The organism is Staphylococcus sp. IVB6214 (genome assembly GCF_025558585.1).
In the GTDB taxonomy this organism is placed as follows: Bacteria; Bacillota; Bacilli; order Staphylococcales; family Staphylococcaceae; genus Staphylococcus.
This window is the reverse complement of sequence record NZ_CP094723.1, coordinates 1,293,141-1,317,280: the sequence shown is the minus strand read 5'-3', so window position 1 is coordinate 1,317,280 and position 24,140 is coordinate 1,293,141. Positions and strand designations below refer to the sequence as shown.

Below are 24,140 nucleotides of genomic sequence, written 5' to 3'. Positions count from 1 at the left end.
CAAAGGAATTTTCCAGAGAATCTGTATATATGATAAGACGTATAAAGGTGCAAAAATAGAACGAAAAAAGTTATAATAGATAAGGTATGTATCATGATCGTTATAAAAATATTTTGGGGGCGTCGTACCATCTTAACGCGTGTTCTGTTCGATTGCGTTCAATATGAAAAGGTGTGAATGATTTAATGACAAAGCATGAACAAATTATCAAGCACATTGAAAATTTGACGGTCGGTCAAAAAATCTCTGTGCGTAAAATAGCGAAATATCTAGATGTTTCTGAAGGGACAGCCTATCGAGCAATCAAGGATGCAGGTCAGAGAGGACTTGTCGCAACAATTGACCGTGTCGGGACTGTCCGAATCGAACGAAAAGCACGACAACATATGGACAACTTAACATTTGGTGAAATTGCAAAAATTATAGACGGTCACTTTATTGGGGGACGCTCCGGACAATTTAAAACATTGACGAAGTTTGCGATAGGTGCTATGGAAGTGAACAATGTTGTCAATTATGTATCAAAGAATACATTGCTCATAGTTGGGAATAGGGTAGACGTACAAAAGGCAGCACTAGAGAAGGGAAGTGCTGTTTTAATTACAGGTGGCTTTGATACAACGAGTGAAATTAAACGAATGGCTGACGAAAAAGAACTGCCAATTATTTCATCAAACTATGATACATTTATGGTTGCAAATATGATCAACCGTGCAATGTACAATAAAATGATTAAGAAAGAAATCTTAGTTGTGGAAGATATCGTGATTCCAATTGAAGAAACATCATATTTGATGGAAGCTTTGACCGTGAATGATGTGCGCAATAAGTCGAGTGAATCGGGACATTCTCGCTTTCCTGTTGTCGACTCACAAGTGCGTTTAACCGGGTTGATTACGAGTAAGGACATTATTAATCGTGATGCGGATGAGGTCATCTCACAAGTTATGACGAAGCCGGCGATCAGTGTACAGTTGCACACAACTGTCGCAAGTTGTGCGCATCTTATGATCTGGGAAGGAATAGAGCTGCTTCCCGTTACAGGCGTCGATCGTGAGTTGCTAGGCGTCATTTCACGAGAAGATGTGCTAAAAGCAATGCAAGTCGTTGGTAGACAGCCACAAGTAGGCGAAACGATTAATGATCAAGTGGCAAAACATATCGAGATTAGAAACCACCAAATATTCGTTGAAATCACCCCACAACTATCCAATCAGTTTGGAACTTTAAGCAAATCCGTATCTGTTGCAATTATTGAAGAAACCATCCGATCTGTCATGAGAAAAAATAAAAAAGTGGAAGTCATGATTGAAAGTTTAAATATCTTTTATATCAAAACTGTCCAAATTGAAAGTGAAATAGAAGTACAATATCAAATTTTAGATATGGGTCGTAACTTTGCAAAAGTAGAAGTTACAATGCAAAGTAATCAAGCGCCTGTTGCGAAAGCTTTGATTATGTGCCAATTATTAGACCATTAGGAGGAGAAAAATGAATACCTTTGAACAAATAATCTCGAAAATTGAATCCTACGAAACAATTATTATCCATCGACATGTACGTCCAGATCCAGATGCTTTTGGTTCACAATTTGGATTGAAACGTTTCTTACAAGCGAAGTATCCAGAAAAACAAATTTTTGCAGTTGGTGAGATGGAACCATCATTAGCATTTATGGGGACGCTCGACCAAGTTGATGATCAAACTTATAAAGATGCACTCGTTATTGTCTGTGATACGGCTAACGCACCACGTATTGATGATGACCGTTTTAACAAAGGGCAAGCATTAATCAAAATTGATCACCATCCACCTGTCGACCAATATGCAGAGATTAATTATGTCGATACTGATGCATCTTCAACAAGTGAAATCATTTATCAAATGATTGAAGCTGTCGATGGTTTGTCACAGATGAATGCGTCAATTGCATCAGCATTATATCTAGGTATCGTCGGTGATACAGGGCGCTTTTTATTCAATAATACTACGCCAAGAACAATGGCGATTGCCAGTGCGTTATTAACATATGACATTGAACATACAGCACTATTAAACCAACTCGGTGAGAAGGATCCACATCTCATGCCTTTCCAAGGCTATGTGCTTCAAAACTTTGCATTAGAAGATAACGGCTTTTGTTTTGTGAAGATAACGAAAAACGTCTTGGCAACATATAACGTGAGCGCATCAGAAGCGTCTTTATTTGTGAATACTATTGCTGATTTGAAGGGTTTAAAAGTATGGGTGTTTGCGGTTGATGAAGGAGCAGAGATTCGTTGTCGTATTCGTTCTAAAGGTATCGTTATAAATGATGTTGCTGCTGATTTTGGCGGTGGCGGTCATCCGAACGCATCTGGTGTTTCGGTGGATAATTGGGAAGCATTTGAACAGTTGGCAACGGCATTGCGTGGAAAAGCACAAACAGCTGTATAAAAGTTGGAAAGAGGTGACTAAATATGGTTGCGCATTTGAATATACATTCAGCATATGACTTGCTGAATTCAACGTTGACGGTGAAAAGTGCGGTTGAAAGTGTGAAGGCAGCAGGCTACTCAGCAGTTGCATTGACTGATTTAAATGTTATGTATGGGATTCCTCAATTTTATAATGCGTGTCAAGAAGCGGGGATAAAAGCATTACTAGGTATTACAATTCATGTCACTGATCATTTGACCCAACGAGAAGCAATCATTATCGCCAAAAATAATCAGGGATTGCAACGATTGTTCAAACTCTCTACTGATATCAAAGTACAGCATCAAGCAGAAGTAGATGTTGCTGATTTGCCTAGTTATGTTGAAGATACAGTTATCATTTTTAAAAATATACATGACGATACGATCGATTGGCTAACGCATTTGCCAAGCTCTACTAGTGTATATGTGGATGAAACGTCATCATCGTATGACGCGTATCCTCAAGTATGGGCGCGAGCTGCTTATTGTGCATATCCAAAAGATCGAGAAGCACTTAAAACATTAGCAGCGATACGTGACAATACAAAAGTCAATTTGATTGAACAACAGCATGAACCTGCAACGCATATTATTGATGTAGCATCATTAAAACAGAACCAAGTTCAAGATGCATTATTGTCTAGTACAGATGATATTGCAGCGCTTTGTGATGCTCACATACAATATCATCAATCGTTGTTACCAGAATTTCAAACACCCAACGGTGAAACGGCCAATGAATATTTGTGGCAGAAACTTACGACAGCCTTAGTAGAACGTCAATTGCAGTCAAAAGCCTATCAAGATCGACTACACTATGAGTTCGATGTGATTACGAGAATGGGTTATGCTGATTACTTTCTTATTGTGAGTGATCTCATTGGATATGCCAAAGATAATGGGATTCTCGTCGGTCCTGGACGTGGCTCATCAGCAGGATCATTAGTCAGTTACTTATTAAACATCACAACCATTGATCCGTTGCGTTATGATTTATTATTTGAACGTTTTTTAAATCCTGAACGTGTGACTATGCCGGATATTGATATCGACTTTGAAGATACACAACGTGAAAAAGTCATTCGATACGTCCAAGAAAAATATGGTGAATTCCGTGTGTCGGGTATTATCACTTTTGGCCATCTATTAGCGAAAGCTGTTGCACGTGATGTTGGACGTGTTATTGGTTTTGACGAATCATCGTTGAGTGAGGCATCAAAACTTATCTCGATGAGTGGTCAACAAACATTAAAGGCTGCCTATGATTTTGAGCCTTTTCAAACATTTGTTAAACGCAACCATATGCATGAAAAATGGTATGAACTTTGTTGCCAGTTAGAAGGTTTGCCGCGCAATACCTCGACACATGCTGCAGGTGTTATCGTCAATGACAGACCGTTATACGAATCGATTCCTTTAACTGAGGGAGATACAGGGTTGTTGACGCAATGGACGATGACAGAAGCAGAACAAATTGGTTTGTTGAAAATTGACTTTTTAGGATTGAAAAATTTAACGATTATTCATCAAATAATTAAGCAAGTAGCACGAGATAGAGGGATTCATATTGATATCGAACAGATTCCGTTCGATGACAAGGATGTTTTTGCGATGCTCTCGAAAGGTGAAACAACGGGTATTTTCCAGTTGGAATCACAAGGTGTTAGGGATGTGTTAAAACGTCTGCAACCTGAGCATTTTGAAGATATTGTTGCAGTAACATCGCTGTATCGTCCTGGTCCAATGGATGAAATTCCAACATATATTACCCGTCGTCATGACCCACAACAAGTACAGTACCTCCATCCAGATTTGGCACCTATCTTATCTCGTACATATGGCGTCATTATTTATCAGGAACAAATCATGCAGATTGCGAGTCAATTCGCTGGATTTAGTTATGGTGAAGCAGACATATTAAGACGTGCGATGAGTAAAAAGAATCGATCTATTCTCGAAAGTGAACGACAACACTTTATTGATGGGGCAGCGAAGAAGGGGTATGACAATGCACTTAGTGGACAAATATTTGATTTGATTCTTAAATTTGCCAACTATGGTTTCCCACGTGCGCATGCAGTAAGTTACTCAAAGATTGCGTATATTATGTCGTATCTTAAAGTACACTTTGCACCATATTTTTACGCGAATATTTTAACGAATGTCATCAACAATGAAGACAAAACAGCACAATTTATACAAGAAGCCAAGCAACATCAAATAAAGATTCATGCACCTAACATCAATCATAGCCAGTGGCGTTACGTTGCGACACGAGAAGGGATGTATATCTCGCTCGGTGCTATCAAAGGCGTAGGCTACCACAGTGTGCAAGCAATTGTCGGTGAACGCATCGAAAATGGACCGTTCAAAGACTTTTTTGATTTTTGTGATCGTATACCCAATCGCATTCGTACAAGACGCTTATTAGAAGCGTTAATTTTTGCTGGGGCACTTGATTGTTTCGGTAAAAATCGTGCGACTTTATTACAGTCGATTGACCTTATTGCTGATACGAGTTCTGAAGTAGATCAGTCACTGATTGAACATTTTGCGACAGTAAAAAAAGAATATCATGACACCGATGAAATGCCAGATGAACAGCTTAGCGCATATGAGAAGGAATATTTAGGGTTTTATGTGTCACTGCACCCAATCGAGAAGTTATTTTTGAAAAAACAATATTTAGGTATTCATCGTATTCATAAGCAAGCGGTGAACCAACCGATTCTCGTTACGGTGGAGCGTTCGAGAGTGATTCGTACTAAGTCGAAAGGACAACAAATGGCCTTTTTAACATTAAATGACGGTCAACAAACGATCGAAGGTGTTGTGTTTCCAACAGTTTTCCAACAACTATCTTTTAAATTGGAATCGCAAGCCCCTTATGTTATTCATGGTAAGTTCGAATGGCGACAAGGACAACGTCAAATCATTATTAACCAGCTTGTACCATTAAACACATTTGAAGCAGAAAAGTTACATCATATTCAACAAATTGTAATCAGAAAACAACTGTCTGATGAGATAGTTCATCGCTATCTTACGACGAATCGAGCAAGTATTCCTGTCTCATATTTTGATGAGCAATCAAATCAGATGACACAAATAGGCGTGATTGATAATCAACATGATCATTTACAATCATTTATACAATTATTTGAACCAGACGACATCCGTTTATTATAATTAAAAAAATATTGCGTTTTCTTGAGTATTTTTAATTCATAAATTGAGAAAGAATGGAAACGCTTCATTCTGTCACGCTGTATGTAGAAGATAATGATAAAACTATGATATAGTAAGATGATGATTTAGAAAAAACACACACTAGCAACTTTGCGAAGGTGTTTTGATTCAATATACTTTACCCCAATCATAAGTAAAATGGAGATGATCAGAGATGTCTTTAAGAGATGATGCATTACAAATGCATTTAGAAAATCATGGTAAGCTTGCTGTAAGCCCAAAGGTGAAGGTTACAAATAAACAAGAATTAAGTCTTGCTTATTCACCTGGCGTTGCAGAGCCGTGTAAGGATATACATGAAAGTCCAAATAAAGTTTACGATTATACAATGAAAAGTAATACAGTTGCAGTGATTTCAGATGGAACGGCTGTACTCGGCTTAGGCAATATTGGACCTGAAGCAAGTATTCCTGTGATGGAAGGGAAGGCTGTATTATTTAAGAGTTTTTCAGGTGTAGATGGGATCCCACTCTCACTTGCAACAACAGATACAGAAGAAATCATTCGAACAGTCAAACTTCTCGAGCCTAATTTTGGTGGTGTCAATCTTGAAGATATCTCAGCGCCACGCTGTTTCGAAATAGAGGAACGACTCAAAAAAGAAACGAAGATACCTGTTTTTCATGATGATCAACACGGAACAGCAATTGTGACAATGGCAGGTCTTATCAACGCATTGCGTATCGTAGGCAAAGAACTGTCAGATATTCGAGTCGTTCTCAACGGTGCTGGTGCAGCAGGTATTGCAATTGTTAAGTTATTGTATTCATATGGTGTGCGAAACATGATTATGTGTGACTCGCAAGGTGCTATTTATGAGGGACGTCCACACGGGATGAACCCTACGAAAGAAACAGTCGCAAAATGGACAAATAAAGATAAAGTTGAAGGTAAGTTAGTCGATGTTATTAAAGATGCAGATGTGTTTGTAGGTGTGTCTGTTGCGAATGCGTTGAGTGAAGAAATGGTGAAATCAATGGCAGATGATCCAATTATTTTTGCGATGGCAAACCCTAACCCTGAAATTACACCAGATAAAGCAAAAGCTGCTGGAGCAAAAGTTATCGGTACTGGACGCTCAGATTTCCCGAACCAAATCAACAATGTTTTGGCGTTCCCAGGCATTTTCCGTGGTGCGTTAGATGTTCGTGCTACACATATCAATGAAGATATGAAGCGTGCCGCTGTTGAAGCAATTGCCAACTTGATTGCAGAAGATGAGCGTCATTCAGACTATGTCATTCCTGAACCTTTTGATTATCGTGTAGCGCCTTCTGTTGCACGAGAAGTGGCACGAGCAGCGATGGAATCGGGTGTGGCACGAATTGAAGTAGATCCTGAAGATGTTTACCGTAAAACGATTGAGCTATCTGATTTAAAAGGGAATGCATAAATTAACGAACATGCACAGTTACCCTAAAAATTAATTAACAGAACAGAGGTTGAGTACCATTTGTCGGTTTCCGTTATAAGGTCTCAACCTTTTCTGAAGGTGAAAAGCTAGGCTTCATACATTGAAGACTCGGTGTAATGGCTGCATACAGACCTAGTTCATATTCACCGATTTGTGGAGGTTATAATATGTTTAAAGACTTTTTTAATCGCAATTCAAAAAAGAAAAAGTATGTAACGGTTCAAGATTCAAAGCAAAATGATGTCCCAGATGGCATTATGACGAAATGTCCTAACTGTAAAAAAATTATGTATACGAAAGAGCTCACAGAAAACTTAAATGTATGTTTCAACTGTGATCACCACATTCAACTTTCAGCATATGGACGTATCGAAGCCTTAGTGGATGAAGGTAGTTTTGAAGAGTTTGACCAAGGTATGACCTCTGCAAACCCATTAAACTTTCCAGGGTATGAAGAGAAAGTAGAAAAAGATCAAAAGAAAACAAACCTGAACGAAGCGATTGTTACAGGTGTCGCTACGTTGAATGGTATTCCATTCGGGGTCGGAGTAATGGACCCGAGATTCCGTATGGGGAGTATGGGATCCGTTGTTGGTGAAAAAATTTGTCGTATTGTCGATTATTGTACAGAACAGCGATTGCCATTCGTACTGTTTACGGCATCTGGTGGTGCTCGCATGCAAGAAGGCATCATCTCACTGATGCAGATGGCAAAAACGTCTGTTTCATTAGAGCGACATTCAGAAGCAGGTCAATTGTTCATTTCATATATGACACATCCGACAACAGGTGGTGTATCCGCAAGTTTTGCTTCTGTGGGTGATATTAACCTTGCAGAACCAAAAGCACTGATTGGCTTTGCGGGACGTCGTGTCATTGAACAAACGATTAATGAAAAACTACCCGATGATTTTCAGACAGCAGAGTTCTTATTAGCACATGGTCAATTGGACAAAGTGGTACATCGCAGTGAGATGAGACAGACACTCGCAACACTGTTTGAAATGCATCGTGAGGTGAAATAAATATGTTAGAATTTGAGAAATCAATTGAAGTAATTAAGAAGAAAATTCAATCACTAGAGGAAACACAAAGTAAAAATGATGTTGATTTGACAGACGAAATTGAGATGTTACAAGCGGCTCTTGAAAATGAAAAAGAAAAGGTATATACATCATTGAAGTCGTGGGATCGTGTTCAACTTGCACGATTACCTGAGCGTCCGACTGTCCTTGATTACATACCATACATATTTGATGATTTTATCGAATTACATGGGGATCGGTCTTTTAGAGATGATCCATCAATGATTGGTGGATTGGCATATTTCGATGGTAAGCCTGTAACTGTCATAGGTCAGCAGCGTGGTAAAGATACGAAAGACAATATATATCGGAACTTTGGTATGGCACATCCGGAAGGGTATCGTAAGGCATTGAGATTGATGAAGCAAGCGGAGAAGTTTCAACGTCCAATTATAACGTTTATTGATACGAAAGGGGCTTATCCCGGTAAAGCAGCGGAAGAACGTGGACAAAGTGAATCTATTGCGAGAAACTTAGTCGAAATGGCATCCTTAACGGTACCAGTCATTGCGATTGTTATTGGTGAAGGTGGTAGTGGAGGTGCACTTGGACTCGGTGTCGCAAATCGTTTACTCATGCTTGAAAACAGTACGTATTCAGTGATTTCTCCTGAAGGTGCTGCCGGCATATTATGGAAAGATAGTAGTCTCGCTAAAATTGCAGCTGAAACAATGAGAATCACAGCATATGATTTACTCGAGTTGAATGTGGCTGATGATGTTATTAAAGAGCCATTAGGCGGGGCACATCACGACGTACATATGCAAGCAAGTCGTATTAAAAAAGCATTGTCAAAGCAACTAGGAGATTTTCAACATATGGCGCCAGATGATATTCGAGAAGACAGATATCAAAAGTATAGAAATATCGGGACATTTATTGAATAGTAAAATGGTTACAGTTATTGTGTTAAAATAGCACAATAGCTGTTTTTTTGAATAAAGGTATCTAAAGTCCCTGTTTTTTTATACCTAAAATTGTGTAAAAAGTTTCAAATTCTTATTACTTGAAAAGAAGAATAATTAACTGTCATAACAAGTTTCTTGTCAAAATTATGAAATTATCACTTTAAACCGTTTTCATTTTTTTGGCGCTAGAATATTAATGGAATGCGCAATTGATTTGTGTTATTTTTAACTTAAGAATTAAGCAGGAAAGGGTATGTCTATATGAAAAAAATTGCAGTTTTAACAAGTGGTGGCGATTCACCAGGTATGAACGCAGCAGTTCGTGCCGTTGTACGTAAAGCAATCTATCATGATATTGAAGTGTATGGTGTCTATCAAGGATATCTGGGATTAATTACAGATGATATTCATAAACTTGAGTTAGGTTCTGTTGGAGATACAATTCAACGTGGGGGAACATTTTTATATTCAGCACGCTGTCCAGAATTCAAAGACCAAGCAGTGCGTGAAAAAGGAATTCAGAATTTATTGAAACGTGGTATTGAAGGTCTTGTCGTAATCGGGGGAGACGGTAGCTATCGTGGTGCACAACGTATCACTGAAGAATGCACAGATATTAAAACAATCGGTATTCCAGGAACAATCGACAATGACATCAATGGGACAGACTTCACGATCGGTTTTGACACAGCCCTTAATACAATCATTGACTCTGTTGACCGCATTCGTGATACAGCATCAAGTCATGCGCGTACATTCATCATTGAAGTAATGGGACGTGATTGTGGAGACTTAGCGTTATGGTCAGGTCTTGCAGTTGGAGCAGAGACAATTATTATCCCAGAAATAGATATCGACATCAAAGACATTGCAGAAAAAATTCAACAAGGTATTGATCGTGGTAAGAAACACTCAATTATTATCGTTGCAGAAGGCTGCATGTCAGGGGAAGCATGTGCAAAAGAATTAACGAAATATATTAATGTTGATGCACGTGTCTCTGTTTTAGGGCATATTCAACGTGGTGGTAGTCCAACGGGTGATGACCGTGTCCTCGCATCTCGCTTAGGTGGGTATGCTGTTGAGTTATTGATGAAAGGTGACACGGCAAAAGGTGTTGGAATTTCTGATAATCGCTTATGCGCAACAGACTTTGATACGATTTTCAACCCAGCAAACAAAAAAGAAATCAATAAACGTATGCTTGAATTGACTAAAGAATTATCGATATAAACTTAGGAGGCAATGTTAATGAAAAAGACAAAAATTGTATGTACAATTGGTCCAGCATCTGAATCTGAAGAGATGTTGCAAAAATTAATGACAGCAGGAATGAACGTGGCACGCTTGAACTTCTCACACGGTTCACATGAAGAACATGCTGCACGTATTGCAACGATTCGTAAAGTAGCAAAAAAATTAAACAAAAATATCGGTATCTTACTTGATACTAAAGGCCCAGAAATCCGTACACATGATATGAAAAATGGCTTAATTATGTTACAAAAAGGTTCTGATGTGACAGTTAGTATGCAAGAAGTTGAAGGAACTGAAGAAAAATTCTCAGTCACTTATCCACAATTGATCGATGATATCGAAATTGGATCATATATTTTACTTGATGACGGCTTAGTAGAACTTGTCGTTAAAGAGATTGATAAAGCAGCTGGAGAAGTTCACTGTACAGTCTTAAACACAGGTGAATTAAAAAATAAAAAAGGTGTCAACTTACCGGGTGTGAGTGTTAACTTGCCAGGTATCACTGAAAAAGATGCAGCTGACATTCGCTTCGGTATTGAACAAGACGTTGACTTCATCGCAGCAAGCTTTGTTCGTCGTGCGAGTGATGTACTTGAAATTCGCCGTATTTTAGAAGATGAAAACAACAATAATATTACGATTATTCCTAAAATCGAAAACCAAGAAGGTATTGACAATATCGATGAAATCTTAGAAGTTTCTGATGGTTTAATGATTGCTCGTGGTGACATGGGTGTGGAAATTCCACCAGAAGCAGTACCGGTTGTTCAAAAAGAATTAATTCGCAAATGTAACAAACTTGGTAAACCAGTCATCACAGCGACACAAATGTTAGACTCAATGCAACGTAACCCACGTGCAACACGTGCGGAAGCATCTGACGTAGCCAATGCGATTTATGATGGGACAGATGCCGTGATGCTATCAGGTGAAACAGCAGCAGGGGCATATCCTGAAGAGGCTGTTATCGCAATGAACAACATTGCTCTTGCTGCTGAACAAGCACAAGACTACAAAAAGTTATTATCTGACCGTACGAAACTTGTTGAAACATCGCTTGTAAACGCAATTGGTGTATCAACAGCACATACAGCTTTAAACTTAAACGTTAAAGCAATCGTTGCAGCGACAGAAAGTGGTAATACGGCACGTACGATTTCTAAATATCGTCCAAAATCAGACATTATTGCAGTGACACCGAAAGCAACAACTGCAAGACAATGTTCATTAATTTGGGGTGTCTATCCAGTCATCCGCGAAGGCATCTATACAACAGACGAAATGTTAAATAACGCAGTTGCGACAGCAGTTGAAACAGAACGTGTTGTTAATGGTGACCTTATCATCATTACTGCAGGTGTACCAACTGGTGAAACAGGTACAACTAACTTGATGAAATTACACTTAATCGGTGAAGATTTAGCAAGTGGTCAAGGTATTGGCCGTACATCAGCAGTCGGTCGCACAGTTGTTGTCAACGACGCAAAAGAATTAGAAGGTAAAAACTTAGAAGGTGCGGTTATCGTAACAACTTCAGTTGATGATGCAATTGTACCTTACTTAGATGATGTAGCAGCATTAGTCACAGAAGAAGGTGGCTTAACATCTCCAAGTGCGATTATCGGCTTAGAAAAATCAATTCCGACAATCGTAGGTGTAAAAGACGTAACATCAGTAATTCCTGATAATGTTTTCGTAACAGTAGATGCAGCGCAAGGTAAAGTATTCGAAGGTTATGCTAACGTATTATAATCATTAAGTCTCATTGACAAAAGACAGTAAAATCTCAAATGGATTTTACTGTCTTTCTTTATAACACCTTAAAGAACAGGCCAATTTATTGTCATCATATTTAATTATAGTGTATGATAAATAAATGAAAAGGCATACAAAATGAGATGTCATATGAATTGAAAACACATAGAAAGCGTGTCATCATCACATTTATGCCACTAATGGCGGTTGATACATATACTATTATTAGATAATTCTGACTTCGCAAGTTCTTAAATTGTTCACAAATTTGCTAAAATTAGATATAATATATTTATGAAAGCCGTTACATTAGAGCGAATATACAGTAAAGGGGAAATTACTATGGCAGAATTAATCAGAGGTTTAGAAGGGATTATTGCAGCCGAAACAAAAATTAGTTCGATTATCGATAGCCAATTAACTTATGCGGGATATGATATCGATGACTTAACTGAAAATGCATTATTTGAAGAAGTTATGTTTTTGCTATGGAATTATCGTTTACCAAACGAACAAGAGCTTAAAGAATTACAAGAAAAATTATACGGCTATATGACGTTAAATCCACGAATGTACAGTCACTTTGAAGAGTATACGACTGACGAAGTACATCCGATGACGGCTTTACGTACATCATTATCTTATCTTGCTCACTTCGATGAGAATGCAGATGAGAATGATGAGGCAGCAATCAAAGAACGTACAATTCGTATTCAAGCGAAAGTGGCGTCTTTAGTGACTTCATTTGCACGTGTTCGTGAAGGTAAAGATCCAGTTAAGCCTGATCCATCATTGAGTTACGCTGCAAACTTCTTATATATGTTACGTGGTGAAAAACCAACAGATGTAGAAATTGAAGGCTTTAACAAAGCATTAATTTTACATGCTGACCATGAATTGAACGCATCAGCATTCACAGCACGTTGTACGGTATCATCTTTATCTGATATGTATTCTGGTGTAACAGCTGCAATTGGTTCATTAAAAGGACCTTTACATGGTGGTGCAAACGAACAAGTTATGCGCATGTTATTTGAGATTGGTTCAATTGATAAGGTAGATGCGTATCTTGAAAATGCGTTTGCAAACAAACAAAAAGTAATGGGCTTTGGTCACCGTGTATACAAAAACGGCGATCCACGTGCGAAATACTTAAAAGAAATGAGTCGCAAAATTACTGAAGAAACAGGTCAAAAAGAACTCTTTGAAATGTCTGTAAAAATTGCAGATATTATTAAAGAAGAAAAAGGTTTGTTACCAAACGTTGACTTTTACAGTGCAACTGTATATCACAGCATGGGTATCGATCATGACTTGTTCACACCAATTTTTGCGGTGAGCCGTACTTCAGGTTGGACAGCTCATATCATTGAGCAATTGGCGAACAACCGTATTATTCGTCCTCGTGCCACATATGTTGGCGAAACGAACCGTAAATACGAGCCAATCGAACAACGCTAAAATATTTTCAGAATAAGCAACTAAATTATTTTTTGGAGGTTATTTAACAATGAGTGAAAAAATCGTAAAAACAGACAGTGGATTACAAGTACCGGATCAACCAATTATTCCATTTATTATCGGTGATGGGATTGGACCTGATATCTGGGGAGCAGCAAGCCGTGTAATCGATGAAGCTGTAAAAAAAGCCTATGATGGCAAGAAAGAAATTGCATGGAAAGAAGTATTAGCAGGTCAAAAAGCATTTGATGAAACAGGCGAATGGTTACCTGCTGAAACATTAGATACCATCAAATCATACTTGATTGCGATCAAAGGACCATTGACAACACCAATTGGCGGCGGTATTCGTTCATTAAACGTAGCGTTACGTCAAGAATTAGATTTATTCACATGTTTACGTCCAGTGCGTTGGTTCCAAGGCGTACCATCTCCTGTTAAACGACCAGAAGATACAGATATGGTTATCTTCCGTGAAAATACTGAAGATATTTATGCAGGTATCGAATTCAAGCAAGGCTCAGAAGAAGTTAAGAAAGTCATTGACTTCTTACAAAACGAAATGGGTGCTAAAAATATTCGTTTCCCTGAATCATCAGGTATCGGTATTAAACCTGTATCTAAAGAAGGTACTGAGCGTTTAGTTCGTGCAGCGATTCAATATGCTTTAGACAACAATCGTAAGTCTTTAACGCTTGTACACAAAGGTAATATTATGAAGTTTACTGAAGGTGCTTTCAAGCAATGGGGTTATGACTTAGCTGAAGCAGAATTCGGTGACAAAGTGTTCACATGGCAACAATATGACCGTCTTGTAGAGACAGAAGGTAAAGATGCAGCAAATGCAGCACAAGAAAAAGCTGAACAAGAAGGTAAAATCATCGTTAAAGATTCTATTGCTGACATCTTCTTACAACAGATTCTTACACGTCCTGCAGAGCACGATGTGGTTGCAACGATGAACTTAAATGGTGACTATATTTCAGATGCCTTAGCAGCACAAGTAGGTGGTATTGGTATCGCTCCTGGTGCGAATATCAACTATGAAACAGGTCATGCTATTTTTGAAGCAACTCATGGTACAGCACCAAAATATGCGGGATTAAACAAAGTAAACCCATCATCTGTCTTATTATCTGGTGTGTTAATGTTAGAACACCTTGGCTGGCAAGAAGCAGCAGATTTAATCACAGCATCTGTAGAGAAAACAATTGCATCAAAAGTTGTAACATATGATTTCGCACGCTTAATGGACGGTGCAACAGAAGTATCAACATCAGCATTTGCAGATGAACTTATCAAAAACTTATAATCATCCGTTTCGATGATTTTCGGGGATCAGACGTTGATATGTCTGATCTCTTTTTTGGGTAAAGAATCATGATTTATAGAATTAAAGGATAATAAAATGATTAGGTAATGACCCAATCACTTATGTAAATATAGATGTGAAAGGGGCTGGGACATAGTACTCAGCTCCTCGCTTTTAAGATGTAGAAATAAGTGTAATGGCAGTAGGTGTTTGAAGTGAAAATGCGTTTTTAAAAACTTTGGGAGCACTACAAAATCATAAACATTTATAATGATTTTGTCGTAGTGCCCCTGCAAAGATGATTAGATGTGTGACAAGTTTATTAAGTAAACATAGTCACATATCAATCAGCTACTGCAAAACTTCTAGTCACCCTTGCCGGGGTGGGACGACGAAATCTTTTATAGCAAAAAGGAGTTCTGTCCCACTCCCTTGTACTTTAGAAAATAATTATCTGAGTAATGGAGAGAGATATGATTACTTTAATTTTATATCAATTACTTTTGTTATTTGGAGTCGTCATTTTATATTTATTAATTGCTCATGGTTATTTAACACCTGACTTTATGGTAATGATAGCTATGATGATTCTAACGATCTTTTTTTCTTACGTGTATTATTTGATGGCATTTACGAAAGATGAAAAGGAATCTGATTTCAAAAGGTTATTATAGTCATCTTTGATTTTCGTACCAGGTATTTTATTAGCTATATATATGATTACTAAAGTTTTCATATGTTATTATTAAAAGTCTAATACAAAGATTAATTACAAATACGTTTATGTATAATTATATTTATGGAACTACAAATACAATTTGAGGTGAATTTTGATGAAATATCGCATTTTAGCCTTTATTTAATTTTCAATCATTTTAGGGACATATTATTTTCTAATACAGCCTAAATTAAATTTAGATAATCTGATGATTCATTTAATATCAGCGTTGACTCTATTTATCACAGGATTGATCATTGGTGTGATTGGAAGAAAATTAGATGAAAAATAATTTTTATTTAATTTCTGACGTTTTAATAAATAATGACTTCCAAATGAATGTATTTTTAATCTAAGAAATACATTTATTAAGGTTGTATTAAAACATTGTTAATTTTCTTAACGTATTTCGTGTTTATCGTTATAATATATTTATAAATTAACGAGAAGGGGACTTCGCAAATGGTTCAAAAAGTACTGATTGTTGATGATGAACATTCAATTGTGACATTGCTGAAATATAACTTGGAACAAGCAGGATACATGACCGAAGTAGCACAAGACGGTGAACAAGCGCTTGAAATGGTCAATACAGTCAAACCAGATATTGTTGTGTTAGATATCATGTTGCCAAAAAAAGATGGTATCGAAGTTTGTAAAACGATTCGTACAAATAAGAATTCAGTACCTATATTAATGCTTACGGCAAAAGATGATGCGTTTGATCGTGTATTAGGATTGGAACTCGGCGCAGATGATTACATGACAAAACCTTTCTCGCCACGTGAAGTTGTGGCACGTGTGAAAGCGATATTACGACGTGTGACATCAGCAGAATGGCAACAAGAAAATGACGACATCTACATCGGTTCGTTACGTATTCGTCCTGAATATTTTGAAGTATATCGAGATGGAGAACTCGTAGAACTCACGCCAAAAGAATTCGAGTTGTTACTGTACTTGATTGAACGACAAGGCCGTGTGATTACTCGTGAACACATGTTGAATTCTGTATGGAATTATGAATTTGCAGGTGATTCTCGTATTGTCGATGTTCACATCAGTCATTTGCGAGATAAGTTAGAAGAAAACCCTAAGAAACCACAGTTAATTAAAACAGTGCGTGGTCTCGGTTATAAACTGGAGCGAGAGAAATAAATGATTAAATTCTATCATAAATTATTATTGCTACTTACAACGCTAATTGTTGTAAGTTTTCTTATACTTGGATTTTTTGTTCATAACAGTATCTATACAAATACAATGGATGATCAACAGATGCGCGCGAGGCAATCTGCTCAACTGCTTCTTGCTGCCTATCGAGAAAAAAATGAGATTCATGCTGAACAACTAGCGAAACAGATGCATGTCAATGCATTGTTAATTGAAGATGATCAAGTAAAGAGAAGTCATTCACAGACATATCCGTCACTCGATAAAGAGAAATCGATATTGTTAGAAAAGCTTGAAAGACAGTCTACGATATATGAATGGAACAAAAAGTCTGGCATTTATACATATGGACAAAAAGAAAATAATCAGATTTTATTAATACGTGGGCATTCTGATATCGTAACGGAATTACAAATGACATTTTGGAAGTATTTAATTTTTATCGGTATGTTGACACTTGGTTTTATCTATTTTATCGTTCGGTATATTCATCGCACATATATTAAACCGATCAATGAAGTATCTTACGCTGCCTCTCTATTATCAGAAGGGAACTATCATATTCGTATTCCTGAAAGTAATGTAAAAGAGACAAAAGAACTGTATCACGCTATCAATGTGTTAGCACGTCGTTTGGAAAAGCTGAACCATGCACAAAAAATGCAACGAAATCGACTGCTAACGACATTAGAAAATATTCCGAGTGCTATTTTGATGATTGATAAAAAGGGTGAAGTCGTCGTAGCAAATAAAACATATATTGATATGTTTCATAATGGAGAGAATGTTGAGCAACGTCATTATGAAGATGTGTTAGACAGTAATTTGAAAAAGTTAATTGTTGAAGGATTTAAAGTTGAAAAAGGAATATATCAACAAATTGAACTTCATTTGAATGATATTCATCAGAAATTTTTTGATGCGGCTTGTGTGCCTATCCTGACACGTAAAAAGAAGCGACTTCAAGGTATGGTGATTGTGTTACATGATATCACCGCATTGAAAAAACTTGAAAATTTACGTAAAGATTTCGTTGCGAATGTGTCGCATGAGTTACGAACACCGATTACATCGATAAAAGGATTTGCAGAGACATTGATTGATGGTGCGAAGAATGATTCAGATTCTCTTGAAATGTTTTTAGATATTATCTTGAAAGAATCGAACCGCATACAATCACTTGTAGAAGATTTGCTTAATCTATCAAAGATTGAACAAAATCCAACATTGGAAAAACATCGCATCGATTTGTCACAAGTTGCACGTGATGGTTTATCAATGATTCAGCCCATTGCAGATGCCAAGCAGATTACACTTGTTGACAAAATTGCACCACATATTTATGCAATGGCAGATGAAGATAAACTTACACAAGTAATTGTTAATTTAATGACAAATGCAGTGAATTATTCACCTAAAAATAAAAGAGTGACATTGCGTGTTTATAATGAGACACAACAACATGTAATAGAGGTAATTGATGAAGGAATTGGCATTCATCAAAATGAGAAATATCGTATTTTTGAACGTTTTTATAGAGTTGACAAAGCGAGAAGTCGTGATTCAGGTGGGACAGGATTAGGTCTTTCTATTACGAAACATATTGTAGAAGCTTATCAAGGAAAAATAGAAGTTGAATCTGAGGAAGGTAACGGTTCGATGTTTAGAGTTGTGTTACCGAATCAAGTTAAAGGGAAGTAATATCAAGCTGGGATTTCATGATTATATCATTTCATGACTTGCCAGCTTTTTGTATACACTGGACTACAACGTTGCGTAATAGGGTTTCACCGCATTCTATGATAAAATAAAAGCACTACTATTCTTGGAGGTAAGACTGTGGATAAACTGATACTCATTGATGGTAATAGTTTAAGCTTTCGTGCTTTTTATGCTTTGCCATTATTACAAAATAAAGCAGGTATTCATACAAATGCGATTTATGGATTCGTTCGTCTTTTAGAAAAAGTACTTAAAGAAGAACAACCGACGCACGCTCTTGTTGCATTTGATGCAGGAAAAACAACGTTTCGACATGCAGATTATGCAGACTATAAAGGAGGTCGTCAAAAAACACCGACGGAATTAAGTGAACAGTTTCCATATATTCGACAATTATTAGCAGCCTATGGCATTAAAACCTATGAATTAGACAACTACGAAGCAGACGATATTATCGGTACGCTTAGTCGTGAAGCGGATGAAGCGGGTATGGAAACAATTATTATTACGGGTGATCGAGATTTAACGCAATTGGCATCGGAAAACGTAACCATTTACTATACGAAAAAAGGGGTTACAGATGTTGATCATTACACCCCTGCATTTATCGCAGAAAAGTATCAAGGATTAGAGCCAAAACAAATTATCGACATGAAAGGTCTCATGGGAGATGCATCCGACAATATTCCAGGTGTTGCGGGTGTTGGAGAAAAAACAGCGATTAAATTGCTCAATCAGTTTGGTACTGTGGAAGCAGTGTATGAAGATATTGATGCAGTAACAGGCAAAAAGTTAAAAGAAAAATTATTGACGAGTAAAGAAGATGCACTCATGAGTAAAAAGCTTGCAACTATCCACCGTGAAAGTCCTATCGAAGTGGCACTTGCTGATACACGTTTACCAGAATCACATGATGAAACAGACAAAATCGCACTATTTAAGGAATTAGAGTTTCGTCAAATGTTAGATGAAGTGGATAGTACACCTACTGAAGAAACGCCGTCAAAGACTTTTGAAATATCGACAGATCTTAAAATGATTGACTTTGAACAGTTGGATGAAGCAACAGTGCATATTGAAGTGGCAGGTGCCAACTATTTGAAAGATGACTTATTAAAGTTCGGTATTTTTGATGGCACTCAGTATGTAGTGTCTTCAATAGAAGATTTAAAGGCATACCAACCTGCAATTGATTGGTTATCAAATACTAAAACATCGATTACCACATATGATGCGAAAAAGTTATATATTGCAATGAAACGTATAGATATTGATTTACAAAATGTTACGTTCGATGCAATGTTGGCAAGTTACTTAATTGATCCGTCACAAACGATTGAAGATGTGAGTTCAGTGATGTCACGTTTCGCGAATACACATGTACAAGAAGACGTTGCAATATACGGCAAAGGGAAATCATACCAAGTTCCTGATGATCACGTATTGCATACACACATTGCATCAATTTTGGATGCAATTGCTACTTCAAAAACTGAAATGATTACGGTGCTAGAATCGCATCAACAACTAGACCTATTAACCGAACTTGAACTACCACTGGCTCGTATATTAAGTGAAATGGAGTTCACTGGTATATATACAGATAAAGAAACGCTCCAAGCGATGGAGTCAGACCTACAACAGCGTTTGGATCAATTGATTGAGAAGATTCATGAACAAGCGGGGGAAACGTTCAATCTCAACTCACCAAAACAACTGGGTGTCATCCTTTTCGAGAAGCTAGAACTGCCAGTCATTAAAAAAACAAAAACAGGTTATTCAACAGCTGTTGATGTGTTAGAAAAATTGCAAGGACAACATCCAATTATTGAAAATATTCTCACATACCGTACATTGTCTAAGTTACAATCCACATATGTAGAAGGTTTACAAAAAGTAATCTGGGATGATCATCGCATCCATACACGTTTTAATCAAACACTTGCGCAAACTGGTCGTCTATCATCTGTTGATCCCAACTTACAAAACATCCCGATCCGATTGGAAGAAGGGCGCCAAATCCGTAAAGCATTCAAGTCTTCACATGAAGATTATGTGATCTTAGCTGCTGACTACTCACAAATCGAATTGCGTGTATTGGCACATATTACCGGTGATCCTACTTTACAAAAAGCATTTATTGATAATGAAGATGTGCATACGACAACAGCGATGAAAGTTTTTAATGTTGAAGCAGACGAAGTCACATCTTTAATGCGTCGTCAGGCGAAAGCTGTCAATTTTGGGATTGTGTATGGTATTAGCGACTATGGTCTGAGTCAAAGTTTAGGAATCACACGTAAAGAAGCCCAACAATTCATTGATGATTATCTCGCACACTTTCCAGGTGTCAAAACATATATGGAAACAATCGTACAAGATGCGAAACAACAAGGGTATGTAGAAACACTGTTACATCGTCGTCGCTATATTCCAGATATTACAAGTCGAAACTTTAATAAGCGTGGTTTTGCTGAGAGAACGGCCATGAACTCACCAATTCAAGGAAGTGCGGCGGATATTATTAAAAAGGCAATGGTAGATTTTCATGATGCTGTCCAAGATACCGATTTCAAGGCGGAATTATTACTTCAAGTACACGATGAGTTGATTTTTGAAGTGCCAAAAGACGAAGTTGAGCGATTCAGTCAATTCGTTGAAGATATTATGGTGAAGGCATTGGAATTAGATGTCCCATTAAGCGTCGAATCACAAAATGGCGCAACTTGGTATGATGCAAAATAGATAGAAAGTTGGGTGAACTATGCCAGAATTACCAGAAGTTGAACATGTAAAACGTGGCATTGCACCACACATTATGGGTCAACAGATAGTTGATGTAACATTTTCAAATAAAGTAGTAGCAGGTAAAAATGCAGGCAAGGAAACCATTATTAAAGGTATGCATTTAGAAGATTTTAAAACCAATACGATAGGCTATACGATTCAAGATGTCACACGACGTAGTAAATATTTATTGTTTACACTCGGTTACGGCACGAATGAACGTATACTCATCTCACATTTAGGGATGGCAGGTGGTTTCTTCGTTGCCAAAGATGTAGAAGATATTATCATTGCGAACTACCGAAAACATTGGCATGTGATTTTTCATTTGGATAATGGCCTGAAGCTAATTTATTCAGATATTAGACGATTTGGCGAAATTCGTAATGTTGCACAAATTTCCGACTATCCATCCATTACGGAGATAGCACCTGAACCGTTCTCTAAGGAAGCAGAAGTGCACTTTCTTAACCAGTTTTCAAATAAAAAATTTCACAAAATGCCAATTAAACAAATGATATTGGAGCATCGTGTGATTGCGGGTTGCGGTAATATTTATGCCTGTGAGGCGCTGTTTGATGCGAAAATCAACCCACATACCATTGCCAATACATTATCGATGGCACAGCGACAAAAAGTTTTTCAAAGTGTTGTAAAGGTGTTGAAAATGGGTATAGAGAATGGTGGGACGAGTATTTCCGATTATGTCCATGCAGATGGTCAACGAGGAACGATGCAAAATAATTTGAAAGTATATAAGCAAAAGACGTGTTCTGTTTGTGAAAGTGAAATTGTCACGGCAGTTATTGGTGGCAGAAACACACACTACTGTGAGCAATGTCAATGTTAGAAAGAGGGAAATTATGCCAAAAGTGATAGGATTAACAGGAGGAATTGCGACGGGAAAATCAACAGTCGCACAATTGTTATCAGCGCACGGTTTCAAAATTGTAGATGCGGACATCGCATCACGAAAAGCGGTCGAAAAAGGATCTAAAGGCTTGGAACAAGTGCGTGAAGTGTTTGGAGAAGAAGCGATTACTGAGTCTGGCGAGATGAATCGTCAGTATGTAGGTGAACAAGTCTTTTACGATAGTGGCTTACGTGAAAAATTAAATGCGATTGTTCATCCAATCGTGCGTGAATTGATGGAAGCGGAGAAAGAACAGTACTTAGCTGAAGGACACAATGTCATTATGGATATCCCATTATTATACGAAAATAAATTGGAAGATACCGTAGATGAAGTGTGGCTTGTGTATGCTTCAGAGCCGATTCAAGTGGATCGACTCATGGCACGAAATGATTTATCGATTGAAGATGCGAAAGCACGTGTATATAGCCAAATCTCTATCGATAAAAAAAGTAGAATGGCAGATGTCGTCATTGATAATCTTGCTACGACGTTAGAGTTAAAACAAAATGTTGAAAAGCTCTTAATTGAAAAAGGCTATATAGAACCTTATACAAATATAGAAGAATAAAGATGTTAAGCACATGGAGTCCTTATAGGTTTTCATGTGCTTTTTTAGGTGTAAATTTAGTTATTCAACAATCGAATAATAGGTTATAAATAAAAATAATAAAGAAAACGGTTTCATTTATTTCAGATTATGTTATACTCATTGATATAAGTATAACACATTTCTAAGGAGTGCTTTTTAACATGACGACAAAGATTGCGATTAATGGATTAGGTCGTATCGGCCGTATGGTATTACGTATTGCATTAAATAATGAGGATATTGAGGTAGTAGCTTTAAACGCAAGTTACCCACCTGAAACAATTGCGCATCTTATTAAGTATGATACAACACATGGCCTTTTCAATAAGCCAGTAGAAGCGACAGAGAATGGTATCAAAGTTGATGGGAAAGACATTAAACTTGTATCAGACCGTAATCCAGAAAATTTACCATGGGAAGAACTAGGTATTGATGTTGTAGTTGAAGCAACAGGTAAATTCAATCATGGTGATAAAGCAATTGCGCACATTAAAGCAGGCGCAAAGAAAGTTATCTTAACGGGTCCATCTAAAGGTGGAGACGTTCAAACAATCGTTAAAGGTGTGAACGATAAAGACTTAGATGTGGAGAAATATGACATCTTCAGTAACGCATCTTGTACAACGAACTGCTTAGCGCCAGTTGCTAAGATTTTAAATGATGAATTTGGTATTGTGAATGGCTTAATGACAACTGTTCACTCTGTAACAAATGACCAAAAAAACTTAGATAACCCGCATAAAGATTTACGTCGTGCACGTGCTGCATTTGAAAGTATTATTCCTACATCTACTGGTGCGGCAAAAGCACTCGCGCTCGTATTACCTGAACTAGAAGGTAAGTTACATGGTATGGCATTACGTGTACCTACGAAAAACGTGTCACTAGTTGACTTAGTTGTAGATTTAGAACAATCAGTGACGAAAGAACAAGTCAATGAAGTGTTCCGTCAAAATGACTTAGATGGTATTGTTGAAACAGTAGACGTACCACTCGTATCAGATGACTTTATGACAAACCCACATTCAGCAATTATTGATGCACCATCAACAATTGTGATGGGAGATAACAAAGTTAAAGTATTAGCTTGGTATGACAACGAATGGGGTTACTCAAACCGCGTTGTTGAAGTATTACAATTAATCGCAAAAGGTATTGCATAATTCATATAAAGATATCAATTCACCAATAGGCTGAGGCTTGGATCTATCATTCAAGTCTTGGCCTTTTTGTTACTCGATGAGAAAGAACAAGTATAAGCCAGTCAATTGTCGTGACGTCGATACCATTATCATTTGTTCCTGTCGCTTTTGCTATCTGTTGGTTTATAGT

Annotated in this window: 16 protein-coding genes; all 16 read left to right on the top strand. The window is 37.4% G+C overall.

The annotated features are described in order from the left end of the window. Positions 1–185 precede the first annotated feature (185 nt). The 16 genes from MUA51_RS06370 to gap all read left to right on the top strand — a co-directional run bounded on the left by MUA51_RS06370 (position 186) and on the right by gap (position 23,971). Positions 186–1,481 carry a DRTGG domain-containing protein gene (locus MUA51_RS06370; protein WP_262558952.1) on the top strand — a complete coding sequence of 432 codons (1,296 nt, stop codon included), beginning with the start codon at positions 186–188 and terminating at the stop codon, positions 1,479–1,481. 10 nt (positions 1,482–1,491) lie between these two features. Further along, entirely contained in the window at positions 1,492–2,436 is a 945-nt protein-coding gene (locus MUA51_RS06365) for a DHH family phosphoesterase (protein WP_262558950.1), read from the top strand. Positions 2,437–2,459: 23 nt separating this feature from the next. Beyond that, a complete protein-coding gene (locus MUA51_RS06360) occupies positions 2,460–5,648 on the top strand; it encodes a DNA polymerase III subunit alpha (RefSeq protein ID WP_262558949.1) in 3,189 nt (1,062 codons plus the stop codon). 214 nt (positions 5,649–5,862) lie between these two features. Beyond that, positions 5,863–7,101, top strand: a complete 1,239-nt coding sequence (gene ystJ, locus MUA51_RS06355; RefSeq protein WP_262558948.1) for an NADP-dependent malic enzyme — start codon at positions 5,863–5,865, stop codon at positions 7,099–7,101. Positions 7,102–7,289: 188 nt separating this feature from the next. Continuing rightward, a complete protein-coding gene (gene accD, locus MUA51_RS06350) occupies positions 7,290–8,147 on the top strand; it encodes an acetyl-CoA carboxylase, carboxyltransferase subunit beta (protein ID WP_262558946.1) in 858 nt (285 codons plus the stop codon). A gap of 2 nt (positions 8,148–8,149) precedes the next feature. Continuing rightward, positions 8,150–9,094: an acetyl-CoA carboxylase carboxyltransferase subunit alpha gene (locus tag MUA51_RS06345; protein ID WP_262558944.1), complete on the top strand. Its 945-nt coding sequence runs from the start codon at positions 8,150–8,152 to the stop codon at positions 9,092–9,094. A gap of 282 nt (positions 9,095–9,376) precedes the next feature. Continuing rightward, entirely contained in the window at positions 9,377–10,348 is a 972-nt protein-coding gene (pfkA, locus tag MUA51_RS06340) for a 6-phosphofructokinase (protein ID WP_262558943.1), read from the top strand. An 18-nt stretch (positions 10,349–10,366) separates the two neighbouring features. Beyond that, entirely contained in the window at positions 10,367–12,127 is a 1,761-nt protein-coding gene (pyk, locus tag MUA51_RS06335; RefSeq protein WP_262558941.1) for a pyruvate kinase, read from the top strand. 345 nt (positions 12,128–12,472) lie between these two features. Beyond that, positions 12,473–13,591 carry a citrate synthase gene (locus tag MUA51_RS06330; RefSeq protein ID WP_262558939.1) on the top strand — a complete coding sequence of 373 codons (1,119 nt, stop codon included), beginning with the start codon at positions 12,473–12,475 and terminating at the stop codon, positions 13,589–13,591. A 49-nt stretch (positions 13,592–13,640) separates the two neighbouring features. Then, the gene (icd, locus tag MUA51_RS06325; RefSeq protein WP_262558938.1) at positions 13,641–14,903 is read left to right on the top strand and encodes an NADP-dependent isocitrate dehydrogenase; all 1,263 of its coding nucleotides are present in this window, start codon (positions 13,641–13,643) and stop codon (positions 14,901–14,903) included. Between the two features lie 1,180 nt (positions 14,904–16,083). After that, on the top strand, positions 16,084–16,779 hold the full coding sequence (locus MUA51_RS06320) for a response regulator transcription factor (RefSeq protein WP_262558936.1): 696 nt from the start codon (positions 16,084–16,086) through the stop codon (positions 16,777–16,779). Then, positions 16,780–18,495, top strand: a complete 1,716-nt coding sequence (gene pnpS, locus MUA51_RS06315) for a two-component system histidine kinase PnpS (protein ID WP_262558934.1) — start codon at positions 16,780–16,782, stop codon at positions 18,493–18,495. A gap of 138 nt (positions 18,496–18,633) precedes the next feature. Continuing rightward, positions 18,634–21,261 (top strand): DNA polymerase I, encoded by a 2,628-nt coding sequence (gene polA / locus MUA51_RS06310; RefSeq protein WP_262558931.1) that lies wholly within the window; start codon positions 18,634–18,636, stop codon positions 21,259–21,261. Between the two features lie 19 nt (positions 21,262–21,280). After that, entirely contained in the window at positions 21,281–22,153 is an 873-nt protein-coding gene (gene mutM / locus MUA51_RS06305) for a bifunctional DNA-formamidopyrimidine glycosylase/DNA-(apurinic or apyrimidinic site) lyase (protein ID WP_262558929.1), read from the top strand. Between the two features lie 13 nt (positions 22,154–22,166). After that, positions 22,167–22,787, top strand: coding sequence for a dephospho-CoA kinase (coaE, locus tag MUA51_RS06300; protein ID WP_262558928.1), 621 nt, complete (start codon positions 22,167–22,169; stop codon positions 22,785–22,787). Positions 22,788–22,969: 182 nt separating this feature from the next. Then, positions 22,970–23,971, top strand: coding sequence for a type I glyceraldehyde-3-phosphate dehydrogenase (gap, locus tag MUA51_RS06295; RefSeq protein WP_262558925.1), 1,002 nt, complete (start codon positions 22,970–22,972; stop codon positions 23,969–23,971). The last annotated feature ends 169 nt before the right edge of the window (positions 23,972–24,140 follow it).

Coding starts and splice junctions, on each gene's coding strand:
- MUA51_RS06330 (WP_262558939.1), top strand. CDS start 12,473: ATGGCAGAATTAATCAGAGGTTTAGAAGGGATTATTGCAGCCGAAACA.
- icd (WP_262558938.1), top strand. CDS start 13,641: ATGAGTGAAAAAATCGTAAAAACAGACAGTGGATTACAAGTACCGGAT.
- pyk (WP_262558941.1), top strand. CDS start 10,367: ATGAAAAAGACAAAAATTGTATGTACAATTGGTCCAGCATCTGAATCT.
- pfkA (WP_262558943.1), top strand. CDS start 9,377: ATGAAAAAAATTGCAGTTTTAACAAGTGGTGGCGATTCACCAGGTATG.
- coaE (WP_262558928.1), top strand. CDS start 22,167: ATGCCAAAAGTGATAGGATTAACAGGAGGAATTGCGACGGGAAAATCA.
- accD (WP_262558946.1), top strand. CDS start 7,290: ATGTTTAAAGACTTTTTTAATCGCAATTCAAAAAAGAAAAAGTATGTA.
- MUA51_RS06365 (WP_262558950.1), top strand. CDS start 1,492: ATGAATACCTTTGAACAAATAATCTCGAAAATTGAATCCTACGAAACA.
- mutM (WP_262558929.1), top strand. CDS start 21,281: ATGCCAGAATTACCAGAAGTTGAACATGTAAAACGTGGCATTGCACCA.
- MUA51_RS06360 (WP_262558949.1), top strand. CDS start 2,460: ATGGTTGCGCATTTGAATATACATTCAGCATATGACTTGCTGAATTCA.
- gap (WP_262558925.1), top strand. CDS start 22,970: ATGACGACAAAGATTGCGATTAATGGATTAGGTCGTATCGGCCGTATG.
- pnpS (WP_262558934.1), top strand. CDS start 16,780: ATGATTAAATTCTATCATAAATTATTATTGCTACTTACAACGCTAATT.
- MUA51_RS06320 (WP_262558936.1), top strand. CDS start 16,084: ATGGTTCAAAAAGTACTGATTGTTGATGATGAACATTCAATTGTGACA.
- MUA51_RS06345 (WP_262558944.1), top strand. CDS start 8,150: ATGTTAGAATTTGAGAAATCAATTGAAGTAATTAAGAAGAAAATTCAA.
- MUA51_RS06370 (WP_262558952.1), top strand. CDS start 186: ATGACAAAGCATGAACAAATTATCAAGCACATTGAAAATTTGACGGTC.
- ystJ (WP_262558948.1), top strand. CDS start 5,863: ATGTCTTTAAGAGATGATGCATTACAAATGCATTTAGAAAATCATGGT.